General features: G+C 72.6%; 12 protein-coding genes. 1 reads left to right on the top strand and 11 read right to left on the bottom strand.

Annotation, left to right across the window (positions count from 1 at the left end):
* Positions 1–324 precede the first annotated feature (324 nt).
* Positions 325–1,509, top strand: a complete 1,185-nt coding sequence (locus ABT160_RS36285) for a phosphodiester glycosidase family protein (RefSeq protein ID WP_502984364.1) — start codon at positions 325–327, stop codon at positions 1,507–1,509.
* Between the two features lie 66 nt (positions 1,510–1,575).
* Here the strand turns inward: ABT160_RS36285 and ABT160_RS36280 are convergent, their stop codons facing one another.
* The 11 genes from ABT160_RS36280 to ABT160_RS36230 all read right to left on the bottom strand — a co-directional run bounded on the left by ABT160_RS36280 (position 1,576) and on the right by ABT160_RS36230 (position 13,782).
* Entirely contained in the window at positions 1,576–3,168 is a 1,593-nt protein-coding gene (locus ABT160_RS36280; RefSeq protein WP_502984363.1) for a hypothetical protein, read from the bottom strand.
* Positions 3,169–3,322: 154 nt separating this feature from the next.
* On the bottom strand, positions 3,323–3,517 hold the full coding sequence (locus ABT160_RS36275; RefSeq protein WP_351652254.1) for a hypothetical protein: 195 nt from the start codon (positions 3,515–3,517) through the stop codon (positions 3,323–3,325).
* Positions 3,518–3,736: 219 nt separating this feature from the next.
* Positions 3,737–4,606 carry a phosphatidylinositol-specific phospholipase C/glycerophosphodiester phosphodiesterase family protein gene (locus tag ABT160_RS36270; RefSeq protein WP_351652253.1) on the bottom strand — a complete coding sequence of 290 codons (870 nt, stop codon included), beginning with the start codon at positions 4,604–4,606 and terminating at the stop codon, positions 3,737–3,739.
* Between the two features lie 360 nt (positions 4,607–4,966).
* Complete coding sequence (locus ABT160_RS36265) at positions 4,967–5,629, bottom strand: ABC transporter ATP-binding protein (RefSeq protein WP_351652252.1); 663 nt, start codon at positions 5,627–5,629, stop codon at positions 4,967–4,969.
* Positions 5,622–6,605 carry an ABC transporter ATP-binding protein gene (locus ABT160_RS36260; protein WP_351652257.1) on the bottom strand — a complete coding sequence of 328 codons (984 nt, stop codon included), beginning with the start codon at positions 6,603–6,605 and terminating at the stop codon, positions 5,622–5,624. Before ABT160_RS36260 ends, ABT160_RS36265 begins: the two co-directional genes overlap by 8 nt.
* Positions 6,606–6,643: 38 nt before the next feature.
* Complete coding sequence (locus tag ABT160_RS36255; RefSeq protein ID WP_351652251.1) at positions 6,644–7,582, bottom strand: ABC transporter permease; 939 nt, start codon at positions 7,580–7,582, stop codon at positions 6,644–6,646.
* Positions 7,575–8,540, bottom strand: coding sequence for an ABC transporter permease (locus ABT160_RS36250; RefSeq protein WP_351652250.1), 966 nt, complete (start codon positions 8,538–8,540; stop codon positions 7,575–7,577). The genes ABT160_RS36255 and ABT160_RS36250 overlap by 8 nt, the downstream gene beginning before the upstream one ends.
* Before the next feature lie 50 nt (positions 8,541–8,590).
* Positions 8,591–10,183, bottom strand: coding sequence for an ABC transporter substrate-binding protein (locus tag ABT160_RS36245; protein WP_351652249.1), 1,593 nt, complete (start codon positions 10,181–10,183; stop codon positions 8,591–8,593).
* A 280-nt stretch (positions 10,184–10,463) separates the two neighbouring features.
* Positions 10,464–11,573 (bottom strand): acyl-CoA dehydrogenase family protein, encoded by a 1,110-nt coding sequence (locus ABT160_RS36240; protein ID WP_351652248.1) that lies wholly within the window; start codon positions 11,571–11,573, stop codon positions 10,464–10,466.
* Complete coding sequence (locus ABT160_RS36235) at positions 11,570–12,760, bottom strand: acyl-CoA dehydrogenase family protein (RefSeq protein WP_351652256.1); 1,191 nt, start codon at positions 12,758–12,760, stop codon at positions 11,570–11,572. The genes ABT160_RS36240 and ABT160_RS36235 overlap by 4 nt, the downstream gene beginning before the upstream one ends.
* Positions 12,761–12,765: 5 nt before the next feature.
* On the bottom strand, positions 12,766–13,782 hold the full coding sequence (locus tag ABT160_RS36230; RefSeq protein WP_351652247.1) for an NADPH:quinone oxidoreductase family protein: 1,017 nt from the start codon (positions 13,780–13,782) through the stop codon (positions 12,766–12,768).
* Positions 13,783–13,851: the final 69 nt, after the last annotated feature.

Below are 13,851 nucleotides of genomic sequence, written 5' to 3'. Positions count from 1 at the left end.
TCCGCCGATACATCAGCTGGCGAAACCGTCACGTCGACGACCTACGCCTACGCGCTGTCGTCGACAGGGCAAACGTCGCCTGATGCGGCACTAGCCTTCCCTCGCTTCTGGTCAACCTCCCTGTGATTGGGGAGAGTTGACGGGACGCTTGGGGGGACTGTGACGCGACGCCGCTCTCGTACTCGCACCGGCATCGATTTCCGTACCTGTAGCCGCACCCGCACCCGTGCTCGTACCCGTACGCGCACGCGTATCCGTGTCCGTGTCCGTGTCCGTTCGTTCCTTTCGGTCCTCGCGGTCTGGTGCGGTGTCGTCGGCGCCGGCCTGGTCGGCCCCTCGGCGACCGCGGCCGCGGCGCCGTGGCCCGTGCGGCCGGGTGTGGCGTGGGAGCGGATCGCGTCGGGGGTGGTCTACCGGCAGTTCGACGTGACGGGCCTCAAGGGGCCAGCTCGCGTGCATCTCCTCTCGGTGGATCTGCGTGACCCTCGCGTGGCCGTGGACCTGCTGTACCCGGGCGCGGTCGGAGCGCGGGCCGCCGTGTCGGTGCTCGCGGACGCGCGGGGCGCGGTGGCAGGCGTGAACGGGGACTTCTTCAACATCACCGAGACCCAGCACCCGGGCGTCGAGGCGACCGGGGCGCCGGTCGGACCTGCGATCGCGCACGGTCGGGCGCTGAAGTCGGCCGTGCCGGACGGTCAGCGTTTCGGGCCCGCGCTACCCCCTGGGACCACGGCCCGCGCGGTGATCGGCGTCGGCTCCGACCGTCGCGCGCGGATGGACACGCTGTCCCTGGCGGGGTCCGTGACGGCGGGGGCCAGGGGTACGGCGGATACCACGAGGCTGCCGCTGGGGGGCCTCAATCAGTACGCACTGCCGGTGGGCGCGATCGGGGCGTTCACCCCTGAGTGGGGCACCACCTCGCGTGTGCGGGCCACATGTGGCACGGACACACAACGCGCCGCCCCCTGTAGTGCGGACACCTACGAAGTCACAGTCAGGGGTGGTCGGGTCGTGTCGGTCGCCAACACCCCCGGGGCAGGTGCGATACCGGACGGCAACGAGGTCCTGGTGGGGCGGGAGGCCGGGGCCCGGGCGCTGCGCGAGCTCGCGCCCGGCGACCGAGTACGCATCAGCCACCGACTCGTGGCGGGCACCCGCCATGTCCCGTACCGCTTCGCCGTCGGCGGGCTTCCGGTACTGGCGCGGGGTGTTCCCGTGGCGGGTCTGGACCGGGTGACGGCGGCCGTACGCACTGCGGCCGGGATCGCCGACGGGGGCCGGAGGTTGTTGCTGTTGGCCCTGGACGGCGCTCCGGAGTTCCGGACGGGGCTGACGCTCGCCGAGGTCGCCGGCGTACTCGACGACCTCGGCGCCACGGACGGCGTCAGCCTGGACGGCGGCGGTTCCTCCACCCTGGTGGCCGGGCGCGCCCGGTTGACGGTGCTCAATCACCCCAGCGAGGGCGCGGAGCGGCCGGTGCCGAACGGGATAGGCGTGTTCGTACGCTGAACACGCCCGCGCCCGCCCCTGCCCTGACCCGCCCGGCACGCGCCTGCCCGGCCTGCCCGGCGGTGGTCACTCGGTGTCGCGTACCGCGACGATCCCGTTGAAGACGCCCGCGTACGCCGTGCCGTCCGGTCCGATGGTGATCGGCGCCCAGTTGTTGTCGTACGCGATGCCGGTCCCGGTCAGCTTGCGCCAGCGGCGTTCGCCGGTGCGGAAGTCGACGACGGTGAGGTACCAGGCGTCGATGCCGAGCTTGTTGGGCTCCTTCTCGTAGAAGTAGAGGAGGCCATTGGCAGTGGAGAGCTTGGGCACGGTCGACGGGGAACGGACCGCGCTCTGCCACACGGTGTCGCAGCCGCTGCCGTCCGCACGGACGTCGATCCGGGTGACTCCGCCGACCACGCTGCGCCCGAGGAGCAGGGAACTGGGGTTCTCGTAGCCGTAGTTGTTCTCGACGACGATGCTGTTGCCCCAGGTGATCAGGGAGTTGTCGGTGGTGGAGGCACCGGAGCCGAAGACGGGGACCTTGCAGACCAGGCGGCGGTCGGCGGGGACGTCGGTGCCGCGACGGTAGACGACGACGTTCATGCGGTCGTCCGCGTTGTCGGTGATGGCCACGTAGCCGTCCCCGAACAGGTCGGGGGTCGTTCCCGAACCCTGGTTCACGGAACCGGGCTTGGTGCCGGTCCCCCGGTCGTACGTCTGGCGCCACTGGACCACCGGCGTGCCGTCGGCGTCCGCGCGGAAGCTGTACAGCGCGTGGTCGGAGACGATGGACACGCCGTCCTGGGCGACGGAGAACGAGTTCTGGATCTCCTCCCCGGACAGCTGTACGGAGCGGATCGCGCCGGTCCCCGGGTCGACGGTTCCGACGCGGCCCAGGCGGGTGACCCACCAGATGCGTCCCTGCCAGTCGGGCATCACGGAGGTCACGGGGTCGCAGGTGCCGCTGGGGAAGAGGTTCGTCCAGCTGACGCAGTCGTGCGGGACCTGGCCCGTCAGGTCCCAGTCGTCCTCGACGACGAAGCTCCAACTGCCGTCCGCCGCCTGCCGGTGCGCGATGCGCAGCACGTGCTGGCGGGAGTCGGCGAGCACCACGCGGTCACGGTCGTCGAGGTAGAAGTAGGCGCCACCGGAGGTGTCCTTGAAGATCTTCTCGAAGTCCAGGCGGGTGATCGCCTCGACCGTCGAGGAGCGCTGGGGCAGCTTGTACTCGGCGAGGGTGGCCAGGGTGCGCGGATCGAGGAGCTTGAGCAGGAACCCGGTGAACGTACCGCAGACGGTGACCAGTCGGCCGGCCGCGTCGAAGGTCGCGGTGGCGCATTCGCCACCGAGCGGGGCGATCTTCTCGCTGGTGACGGAGGGGTTGCGGCCCAGCGGGCCGGAGTAGGGGTGGGTGCCGCTCCCGGCCGCGTCCGCGTGCATGCCACTGCGACCATTGGGGGCCAAGTACGGGTGCTGGGGCGGGGCTTGGCCCGGTACGGGGGCTGCGGTGGCCGGGGCGCCCTCGTAGCCGCTGACGAGCCGGTGGCCGGGAGCCTTGGGGATCTCGTCCGCGACGGCCGCCGGGGCGGGGGCCACCAGCACGGCCGCGCACATGGCGACGACCAGGGCCAGCACACGCCGCGGCGGGGACGAGGGTTTCGGGGGCTGCTTCGACATGGCGCCCGACGCTAGGGGCGGGAACTTGAGATGTACATGGAACTGCCCGTGCTTTCACGGGCAGTTCATGATCGGGCAACAGGACGGAGGCTCAGGGCCGAACCGCCGTGGAAGCCGCGCCGCCCAGGAGACGGAGAGGAGGCAGAGGCGACTTTCAGGGCTTGAGGCCGGCGACGATGCCCGCCGCACCGGAGACGCCGTCGCGGATCGTGGGCGCGATGCTCGAACCGGCCAGGAAGAAGCCGAGCAGGACGCACACCAGCGCGTGCGAGACCTTCAGGCCGCCGCTGCGTACGAAGATCACCGCCAGGATCAGGAAGAGCAGCACAACGGACACGGACAGCGCCATCGAAGCCTCCTCGACCGCACGGCGCGCGGGTCGCGCCGTGGGCTCTCGGCGGCCAGTGTGGCGGAGGGTGACGGGATGGACGGCGAACGGCGCGTACGCCGAATGGGTGTTGACGCCGCGTAACTCCGGTCACCGTCCGTACGCGGTGAGTTGAGCGACTTCCACGGATACCGCCCGATACGGTGATGCTCGCAGCTCAGCCGGGCGGGAACGCGCGCTTCACTCGCCGTGCTCGCGCAGGAAGCGGGCCAGTCCCGCCAGGTCGTCGGTGTTGAGGTGGTCGACGCGGGCGGCCAGGAGTTCACGCCAGAGGGCGTCGCGGGCGGGCCCCGGCGTGTCGGGCGTGGCCCAGAAGCGGACCCGCTGCCGCCGGGCGTGGGCGGCAGCCACCAGGGACCGCAGCTTCGCGCGCTCGGCGGCCGGGAAGGGGCCCGAGCCCTGCCAGGTGAAGGTGTCCGACCAGCTGCCGCTGAGCAGCGGGATCAGCTCCGCTCCGGCAGCGCCGCCGAGGTCGTCGAAACGGCCGTCGTAGAAGGCGTAGCGGAGCCGCTGGGCCTCCATGGGCACGCGGGCGGCCCGGTCGCCGGACACCACCGGGACCACGGCGCCGGGGCGCACCCTGCCGTGGGAGTAGGCGCTCAGCATGCTGCGGTAGGCGGAGAGTTGACGGTGCAGCTCCAGGTACGCGGCGGCGCCGTCGGCCTTGATGTCCACGAGGAGCTGCACCGGCTCGCGCCAGCCCGGGTACACCTGGCCGCGATGGGCACGGACACGGGCCAGCAGCGGATCGAGGTAGAGCGAGCGCAGCGTGCGGGTGGGGTCGAGGTCGGTCTCCTCGTGGGCGACGAGGAGGTCACCGTCCACCAGGAAGACGTCGGCCTCGACGCTGGTGAAACCCTGCGCCAGGGCGTCGTACAGGGGGCGGACGTGCAGGTAGTCGTTGTGCGCGTGGGCACGCCGCAGGGGCCTGGGGCCGCGCGGTCGGCGGGCGGCGACGGCCTGGGCGGATCCGGCGAGACGGGGCGCGGCCAGGCCTGCGGCCGTGGCGGCGAGGGCGATGGCGGCGGCGCGACGGGACGTGGGTGCCATGGGGACCTCCCGTGGACGGGTGCGGGGCACCGCCTGGGCGTCGGCGGGCGGTCCGAGTATGCGACGCGGTACGGAGTGCGGGCAGGTACCTGCCGAGAGTTGGCTGATCTGCCGTTACTGGTTCGTGCGTCTGTGGCTGTCCTTCAGTGCACGGCTGTCAGCTGCCGTCCATCAGTTGTTATCCGTCGGCTGCCAGTCGTCATCGGCCAGCCGTCGTCTGTCATCTGCCGTCCGTCAGCTGTCATCTGTCCGCTGTCGTCGGTCAGCTGTCATCTGTCGGCTGTCAGCCGTCATCTGTCGGCCGTCAGCCGTCATCTGTTATCTGCCAGCCGTCGTCTGTCACCTGTCAGTCGCCAGCCGTCAGTCCCCCGCCGTCAGCTCCTCCCAGTCCACCGTCCGGTCACACCACCGCTCCAGCAGTATCCGATCGTGCCCCACCGCCAGCAGGCCAGCGCCCGTACGGATGCGGTAGTCCTCCACCGCGCCGACCAGTGCCGCCGTCGTCGAAGCGTCCAGCATCGCCGTCATCTCGTCGCACACCAGCCAGCGGGGTTCGAGGACCAGGGCGCGGGCCAGGCAGGCGCGTTGGAGCTGGCCGTCGCTGACCTCGTGCGGGCGGCGGGTGAGGAGGTCAGGGGTCAGGCCGACCGTGTCGGCCAGTTCGGCGACCCGGGCGTCCGCTTCCGTGCGGCGGCCCGTGGCGCGGAGGGGTTCGGCGATCAGGTCGCGCAGGCGCAGGCGCGGGTCGGCGGACATGCGGGGCTGCTGGAAGACCACGCCGAGCGCGGTGCGCTGGGCGCGTGGGGTCCGGTGGCGCCAGCGGGTGACGGGGGCGCCGTCGAGGACCACGTGGCCGGCGTAGGGCTGGTGCAGCAGGGCCGCGACCCGGGCCAGGGTGGACTTGCCGCAGCCGCTGGGGCCGAGCAGGCCCACGGCTTCGCCGGGGGTCACGGTGAGGGTGACGTCGTGGAAGACGGGGGCGCGGCGTTCGTAGCCCGCGGTGAGCCGGTGGAGTTCAAGCACGGGTGGCCTCCGCGGGTACGTGGTGGCAGGCCACGCCGTCCGTGAGCGCGGGGCGTGTGGCGCACACATCGGTGGCCCGGGTGCAGCGTGCGGCGAAGGCGCAGCCCTCGGGCAGGTCGCTGAGTGCGGGGGGCATGCCGGGGACGGGCGTGAAGGCGCGTTCGGGCAGGGCGTCGAGGAGGCCACGGGCGTAGGGGTGGCGGGGGCCGGGGTCGCCGAAGAAGGTGGTGGCGTCGGAGAGTTCGACGATGCGTCCGGCGTACATGACGGCGACCCGGTCGGCGACGCGCTGGGCGGCGGCGAGGTCGTGGGTGATGAGGAGCAGGGCGCGGCCGTCGTCGGTGTGGCGGCGCAGTTCGTCGGCGGTGCGGTCGACGAGGGCGCGGTCGAGGCCGGTGGTGGGTTCGTCGGCGAGGAGCAGGGGCGCGTCGCCGATGAGGGCGAGTGCGGTGGCGGCGCGCTGGGCGAGGCCGCCGGAGAGTTCGTGGGGGTAGCGGTCGAGGCGGTCGGCGGGGAAGGAGGTGCGGGCGGCGGCTTGTTCGGCTGCGGCCCGCAGGGTGCGCTTGGGGGTGGGGGTGAGGGCCCGGAGGGTTTCCTCGAGTTGGGCGCGGACGGTGCGTACCGGGGTGAGGTGGGCGGCGGGGCTCTGCGGTACCAGGCCGATGAGCCGTCCTCGTACGGTGCGGGCGAGGGTGCGTTCGTCGGCGCCGAGGAGTTCGGTGCCGAGCGGTTCGGTGCCCAGCGGCCCGGTGCCGAACCGTTCGGCGTCCGTCGTCCTGGTCGGGTCCGCGGTGTGTCCGGGTCGGGTGACGTGTGCGGTGCCGGCGGTCTGGGCGTTGCCGGGGAGCAGGCCGAGGAGGGCGGAGGCGAGGACGGACTTGCCGCAGCCGCTCTCGCCGACGAGGGCGAGGCATTCGCCGGCGGCGAGGTCGAAGGTGGCGTCGCTGACGGCGGCGACGTGGTGGCCGCCGCGCATCCGGAAGCGTACGGACAGGCCGTGCACGCTGAGGACGGTCACAGCATCAGCTCCGATCGGCGGCGGGGGTTGATGCGTTCGCGCCAGGCGCCGGCGAGTCCGGCGATGGCGAGGGTGGGGATGATGAGGAAGAGGCCGGGGAAGAGGGTGGGCCACCAGTCGCCGGCGAGGAGGGACGAGCGGGCGCTCTGGACGAGGTTGCCGAGGCTGGCCTGGTGGGTGGGGAGGCCGAGGCCGAGGAACGACAGGGCGGATTCGTGCCACATGGCGTGCGGCACCATGAGGACGGCCGCGAGTCCGGCTTGTGGCAGCACTGCCGGGAGCAGGTGGCGGCGGGTGACGCGCCAGCGGGAGGCGCCACCGGATATGGCGGCGTCGACGTAGGGCCGTGCGCGCAGCGAGAGCACTTCGGAGCGGACGATCCGTGCGGTGGACAGCCAGTGGGTGAGGGCGACGGACACGATGACGGGCCAGACGCCGGGGCGGAACATCGCGACGATGAAGATGCCGAGCAGCAGGTGGGGCACGGAGGAGAAGGTGTCGACGAGGCGCATGACGAGCCGGTCGGTCCAGCCGCCGAAGGCCGCGGCGGCGGCACCGACGGCGGTGCCGATGACGGTGGCGACGAGGGCGGCGACGAGCCCGACGAGCAGGGAGACGCGCAGGCCGTAGACGCAGCGCAGGAGGAGGTCGCGGCCGACGTCGTCGGTGCCGAAGGGGTGGGCGAGCGAGGGGGGCTGGAGTTTCATCGACAAGTCGACGGCCTGTTCGTCGAGTTGTACGAGGGGTGGTACGAGGAGTACGGCGAGGACGACGGCCGCGACGATGACCGCGGAGACGGTCACCCGGACGGTGCGGGTGGAGCGGCGGGTGCGCTTGGGGGTGCGCCAGGCGGGGGGCTCGGCGCCCGGGCCGCCGGGTGTCGTGGGGCCCGGGTCGTCGGCGGTGGGCCGGGTGGCGAGGTGGTGGTCAGCCATCGAATCCCACCCTGGGGTCGGCCAGTCCGTACAGCAGGTCGGAGAGGAGGTTGCCGAGGAGTACGGCCGCCGTGGCGAGGACGGTGAGTGCGGCGAGGAGCGGGAAGTCCACGGAGGTGGCCGCCTGGACGGTGGCGGCGGCGATGCCGGGCCAGCTGAAGACGGTCTCGACGAGGAGGGCGCCGGTGATGAGTTCGGGGACGCGGGAGCCGATGAGGGTGAGCATGGGGAGCATGCCGGAGCGCAGGGCGTGGCCGAGGAGGACGGTGCGTTCGGACAGGCCGCGGGCGCGGGCGCCGCGTACGGGGTCCTCGTCGAGGGCGTCGGCGACGCCTTGTCTGACGTACAGGAAGAACCAGGGCAGTTGGGTGGTGCCGAGGACGAGGGCGGGCAGGGCGAGGTGGGTGGCGACTTGTCCCGCGGTGACGGTGTCGCTCGCGGTGTCGGTGAGGCCGCCGGCGGGGAGGACGCCGAGTTTCAGGGCGAAGAGCCAGATGGCGAGGAGGCCGAGCCAGAAGGCGGGGGCGGCTTCGAGGGTGTAGGCGGCGGAGCTGGCGCAGCGGTCGAGCCAGCCGCCCTGGCGGCGGGCGGCGAGGACGCCGAGTGCGGTGCCGAGGAGGATGGCGATGAGGAACGCGGTGGCGGCGAGGAGGACGGACCAGCCGATGCGCTGGGTGATGGCGTCGGTGACGGGCTGGCGCAGGACGGCGGAGTCGCCGAGGTCGCCGGTGAGTGCGGCGGTGAGCCAGTTCCACCAGCGCGTGACGAGGGGCTGGTCGACGCCGAGGTTGGCGCGGATCTGGTCGAGGTTCTCCTGGGACGCGGTGAGGCCGGCGGTGCCGGTGTAGGCCTTGACCGGGTCGAAGGGAGAGGCCGCGGCGACGGCGAAGACGCCGAAGGTGACGACGAGGAGGACGGGGACGGCGAGCAGGGCCCGCCGTCCGGCCATGCGTCCCATCGCTGCCCAGGGGAGGCGGCGGGCGCGGTGGCCCGCCGCTTGGTGGTGTGTCACTTCTTCGGGGTCCAGTCCTCGACGTTCCACCAGGGGCCGGCGGCGAGGCCGTGGTCGTGGGGTTCGACCTGGGTGCTGAGGCCGTTCCAGCGGTCGTTGACGACGTAGAGGTGGTCGATGTGGGTGAGGAAGGTGTAGCCGGGGTTCTTCGCGAGTTCGCGCTGGACGGTGTCGTAGGCGTTCTTGCGGGTGGCCTTGTCGTTGGTCTTGCGGGCGTCGTCGAGGGCCTTGTCGACGGTCTTGTTGTCGTACCAGGCCATGTTGTTGAAGCCGTCGCCGCCGAGGCTGGACTTGAGCAGGAGGTACTGGTCGAAGTCGGGGTCGCCGGGTGAGCCGCCGCCGGCGAGGACGGCGTCCTGCTTCATGCGGGGTTCGATGACCTCCCAGGTGCCGCCCTGGGTGTTGATCTTGATGCCGGCCTTCTTGGCGTCGGAGGCGTAGGCGAGGGCGTGGTCCTGGCGGAGCTTGTCGCCGGAGAGGTACCAGAGGGGGAATTCGGCGCGGACGCCGTCCTTGGCGCGGATGCCGTCGGGGCCGGTCTTCCAGCCCGCGTCGTCGAGGATCTTGCGGGCCTTGGCGAGGTCGTGGGTGCGCTCGGTGCCGCGGGCGAACCATTCGCTGTCGGTGGGGACGGGCCCGTAGGCGGGCTTGCCGGCGCCTTCGAGGATCTTGTCGACCATGGCCTGGCGGTCGACGGCGACGTCGAGGGCCTGGCGGACGGCGGTGTCACCGGTGACCTGGTTGTGGGTGGGGAGGGTGACGTTGCGGTAGTCGTACGTCTTGGCGGTGTACGTCTTCTTGCCGTCCTGGCCCTTGAACCCGGCGGCGAGGTTGGGGGGCAGGATGGCACCGTCGAGGTCGCCGCTGCGCAGGCGGGTGGCGCGGACGTCGTCGTCCTTGATGACCGCCATGGTGAACTTCTTCACCTTTGGCGCGCCGCCCCAGTAGCGGGGGTTGGCCTTGAAGGTGAGCTTCTCGCCGCGGGACCAGTCGGTGAGGACGTAGGGGCCGGTGCCGATGGGCTTGGTGGTGAAGGCGCCGGTGTTGACGTCCTGCTTGGCGGCGACGTGTTCGGGGGCGATGGCGAGGACGGTGCGCTGGGCGAAGGGGGCGTAGGGGTACTTCAGGGTGAAGACCACGCGGTCGTCGGCGGTGGCGCGGACGTCCTTGAGGGCGTCGAGTTCGGTCTTGGAGGCGTTGTTGGTCTTCGCGTCGAGGATCGTCTTGTAGGTGAAGACGACGTCCTCGGCGGTGAAGGGCTTGCCGTCGCTGAAGGTGACGCCCTTGCGCAGCTGGTAGGTGTAGGTGAGGCCGTCGGCGCTGACCTGCGGGAGCGCGGTGGCGAGGGCGGGCTTGAGCTTCATGTCCGCGTCGAGGGCGAGGAGCCCGTCGAAGATCTTGGAGTTGCCGTCCTTGCCGTAGCCGAGGAGGGGGCTGAGGGTCTCGGGTTCGTACGCGATGCCGACGACGGCGGAGTCCTTGGGGCCGCTGCCGGTGGCGCCGCCGGGGGTGGAGCAGGCGGCTGCGGTGACGGCGAGGGATCCGGCCAGCGCGGCGGCGGCCATGCCGCGTATGGGTCGGGCGGTCATGGAACCGATCACCTCTACTACTGAAGATCAACTGTTGTTGCGAATGACTCGCAAATTAAACAGCAAGTAAAGGGGTGGGTTCCAATCGGGCCCTGATGGGGGCTTGGGGGGCGCTTGGGGGCTTGGGGGGCCTTTGTGGGCTTGGGGTCGTTTGTCCGGCACGTCTGCGGGGCTCCGGTACGCGTACCGGGCTTAGGTACGCGTACCGGGCTTAGGTACGCGTACCGGGCTCAGGCCCGGGGTGGCCCCCCGGGCCTGAGCCCCCGTCGTCGCGTGCGCGTTACGCCTCCGGACCCGGCAGCCCCGCGAGCGCGGCCAGCGCCTCGCGGTGGCGGCCCGCCGAGCCGAGCCCCACCTGGTCGGTCTTGGCGCGCTTGAGGGAGAGGTGCGCCGGGTGCTCCCAGGTCATACCGATCCCGCCGTGCAGCTGGACGCACTCCTCGGCCGCGTGGACCGCGACCCGCGAGCAGTACGCCTGGGCGAGCGCGACCGCCAGCGGGATCTCGGGGTCGTCCGCGGCCAGCGCGTCGGCGGCGTTGCGCGCGGCGGCCCGGGCGTTGACGATCTCCAGCCAGAGCTGGGCCATGCGGTGCTTGAGCGCCTGGAAGGAACCGACGGGCCGGTTGAACTGGTGCCGCTCGCGGGTGTGCCGCACCGCCTCGGTCAGGCACCACTCGGCGACGCCCAGCTGTTCGGAGGCGAGCAGCCCGGCCCCGGCGAGCAGGCCGCGCCGCACGGCCGCGCGCGCGGTGGCGGCGTCCGCGACCAGCGTGGCGCGGCCGGGTTCGACGCGGACGTCGGCGAGCGGCCGGGTCAGGTCCAGGGAGGTGAGCGGCGTGAGGTCGGCGGGCTCGGTGTCGACGGCGTACAGGCCCTGCTCGGTGGGCACCAGGAGCACCCCGGCGCCGAGGGCTCCGGCGACGGCGCGGACCGTGCCCTGCGGGCCGGGCAGCGGGGTCACGTCGTCGGGCCCGGCGGTGAACGGCACGGCGAGGGCCGCGCGGACGCGGCCCGCGCCCAGCTCCCGCAGCAGGCCGGCGACGTACTCCTGACCGGTGTCGCAGGCCAGCAGCGTCTCGGTGGCGATGACGGAGGAGGTGAGGAACGGTACGGGGGCGACGGTGCGGCCGAGCTCCTCCAGGACGACGGCGGCCTCGCGGTGGCCGGCGCCCTGGCCGCCGAGCTTCTCGGGGACGAGCAGGCCCGGCAGGCCCATGTCGGCGAGCGACGTCCACAGCCGCTCGTCGAGGGCGGCGCCCCGCTCGGCCCCGGCCAGGACGTGCGCGGGGTCGCACTGGTCGGTGAGCAGGGAGCGCAGCGCGGCGCGCAGGTCCTCCTCGGTCTCGCCGTACAGCAGGTCGGGGGTGCGCAGGGGGGCCGGGCTGCTCATCGGGCGAGGTCCTTCCAGGCGACGTCCTTGTCGGTGCGGGGCTCGGAGGGCAGTCCGAGGACGCGTTCGGCGACGATGTTGAGGAGCACCTCGCTGGTGCCGCCCTCGATGCTGTTGCCCTTGGCGCGCAGGTAGCGGTAGCCGGCGTCGCGGCCGGTGAAGTCGACCAGTTCGGGGCGGCGCATGGTCCAGTCCTCGTACAACAGGCCTTCCGTGCCGAGGAGTTCGACTTCGAGGCCGCTGATCTCCTGGTTGAGGCGGGCGAACTGGAGTTTCATGCCCGAGCCCTCGGGGCCGGGGTGGCCCGCGACGAGCTGCTGGCGCAGGCGCTCGCCGGTGAGGCGGGCGACCTCGGCCTCGACCCAGAGGGTGAGCAGGCGCTGGTGGAGGTCGTGGGTGCGCAGTTCGGGGCGCTGGCGCCAGGTGTCGGCGACCAGGCCGATCATGCCGCCCTCGCGCGGGATGCGGGCGCCGCCGATGGAGACGCGCTCGTTCATGAGGGTGGTCTGGGCGACCCGCCAGCCGTCGCCGACCTCGCCGAGGCGGTGCGCGTCGGGGATGCGGACGTCGGTGAGGAACACCTCGTTGAACTCGGCCTCGCCGGTGATCTGGCGCAGCGGCCGCACCTCGACGCCGGGGTCGCTCATGTCGCACACGAAGTAGGTGATGCCCCGGTGCTTGGGCTGGTCGGGGTCGGTGCGGGCGATGAGGATCGCCCAGCGGGCCTGGTGGGCGCCGGAGGTCCACACCTTCTGCCCGTTGACGATCCAGCCGTCGCCGTCGCGCACGGCGCGGGTGCCGAGGGCCGCGAGGTCGGATCCGGCGCCGGGTTCGCTGAACAGCTGGCACCAGACCTCCTCGCCGAGCCACAGCGGGCGCAGGAAGCGGCGCTTCTGCTCCTCGGTGCCGTACGCGAGGACGGTGGGCGCGGCCATGCCGAGGCCGATGCCGATGCGGCGCGGGTCGTTGTCGGGGGCGCCGGCGGCGGTGAGTTCGGCGTCGACGACGGCCTGCAGCGCGCGGGGGGCGCCGAGGCCGCCGAGGCCCTCGGGGTAGTGCACCCAGGCGAGGCCGGCGTCGAAGCGGGCCTGGAGGAAGGCGTCGCGGTCGGTGGTGGCGGGCGAGTGGGCGGCGAGCAGCTCGCGGGTACGGGTGGTGAGTTCGGCGGCGCCGGGGGCGGCGGGCACGGGGGTCACTGGGCGCCTCCGGTGGGGGTGGTCGCGGAGGGGGTGGAGGTGTCCGGGGCCGAGGGCTGGTCGGGGACGACCACGATGCGGCCGGTGGAGGCGCCCCGGGCGACCTTCTCCACGGCGCGGGGCGCGTCGGCGAACGGGACGCGTTCGCTGACCAGGGGCTTGATCAGGCCCTTGGCCGCGTAGTCGGTGAGGGTCCGGTGGCACTCGGCGATCGCGGCCGGGTCGTACTGGTTGTACAGGCCCCAGTGCAGGCCGACGATCGCGTAGTTCTTCACCAGCGCGTGGTTGAGCGCGGGAGCGGGGATGTCGCCGCTGGCGAAGCCGATGACGAGGATGCGGCCCTCGAAGGCCACGCACTTGGCGGACTTGGCGTACGCGTCGCCGCCCACCGGGTCGTAGACGACGTCCGCGCCGCGCCCGCCGGTGGCCTCCTTGACGGCGGCGACGATGTCGTCGGAGCGCCGGTCGATGACCAGGTCGCAGCCCAGTTCGCGGGCGACGGCGGCCTTCTCGGGGCCGCCGACGACGCCGATGACGCGCGCTCCGGCGGCCTTGCCGAGCTGGACGGCGGCGCTGCCGACGCCGCCGGACGCGGCGTGGACGAGGAGCGTCTCGCCCTCCTTGAGGGCGGCCCTGCGGTGCAGGCCGAACCAGCCGGTCTGGTAGCCGATGTGCAGGGCGGCCGCCTCGGCGTCGTCGAGCGCCTCGGGCGCGGGGAGCAGGGCGCGCTCGTCGGCGACGACGTACTCGGCGAAGCCGCCGTGCGGCAGGGCGGGCGTGGCGATGACGCGCCGGCCGTCCTCGGTCTCGGCGCAGACCTCGACGCCGGGGGTGAAGGGCATCGGGGGGCGGACCTGGTACTGGCCCCGGCAGAGCAGGGCGTCGGGGAAGTTCACGTTCGCGGCGCGGACCCGCAGCAGTACCTGGCCCTCGCCGGGGGTGGGCCGGTCCACCTCTTCGAGGCGCATCACCTCGCCGGGCTCGCCGTTCTCGTGCACTCGCCATGCCTGCATGGGGGGCCTCCGCTAGACTCGGGATCATCCGCATACTAAGCGGTCGCTTGCCTGCTGGGAACCGGTTCG

Source organism: Streptomyces sp. NPDC001941 (genome assembly GCF_040296945.1).
In the GTDB taxonomy this organism is placed as follows: domain Bacteria; phylum Actinomycetota; class Actinomycetes; order Streptomycetales; family Streptomycetaceae; genus Streptomyces.
This window is presented reverse-complemented; position numbering and strand designations above follow the sequence as displayed.

What these genes read in the sequence shown, in the direction of transcription:
- ABT160_RS36280 (WP_502984363.1), bottom strand. Translation starts at nt 3,168, where the DNA reads ATGTCGAAGCAGCCCCCGAAACCCTCGTCCCCGCCGCGGCGTGTGCTG.
- ABT160_RS36275 (WP_351652254.1), bottom strand. Translation starts at nt 3,517, where the DNA reads ATGGCGCTGTCCGTGTCCGTTGTGCTGCTCTTCCTGATCCTGGCGGTG.
- ABT160_RS36270 (WP_351652253.1), bottom strand. Translation starts at nt 4,606, where the DNA reads ATGGCACCCACGTCCCGTCGCGCCGCCGCCATCGCCCTCGCCGCCACG.
- ABT160_RS36260 (WP_351652257.1), bottom strand. Translation starts at nt 6,605, where the DNA reads ATGCGCGGCGGCCACCACGTCGCCGCCGTCAGCGACGCCACCTTCGAC.
- ABT160_RS36255 (WP_351652251.1), bottom strand. Translation starts at nt 7,582, where the DNA reads ATGGCTGACCACCACCTCGCCACCCGGCCCACCGCCGACGACCCGGGC.
- ABT160_RS36250 (WP_351652250.1), bottom strand. Translation starts at nt 8,540, where the DNA reads ATGGGACGCATGGCCGGACGGCGGGCCCTGCTCGCCGTCCCCGTCCTC.
- ABT160_RS36245 (WP_351652249.1), bottom strand. Translation starts at nt 10,183, where the DNA reads ATGACCGCCCGACCCATACGCGGCATGGCCGCCGCCGCGCTGGCCGGA.
- ABT160_RS36240 (WP_351652248.1), bottom strand. Translation starts at nt 11,573, where the DNA reads ATGAGCAGCCCGGCCCCCCTGCGCACCCCCGACCTGCTGTACGGCGAG.
- ABT160_RS36230 (WP_351652247.1), bottom strand. Translation starts at nt 13,782, where the DNA reads ATGCAGGCATGGCGAGTGCACGAGAACGGCGAGCCCGGCGAGGTGATG.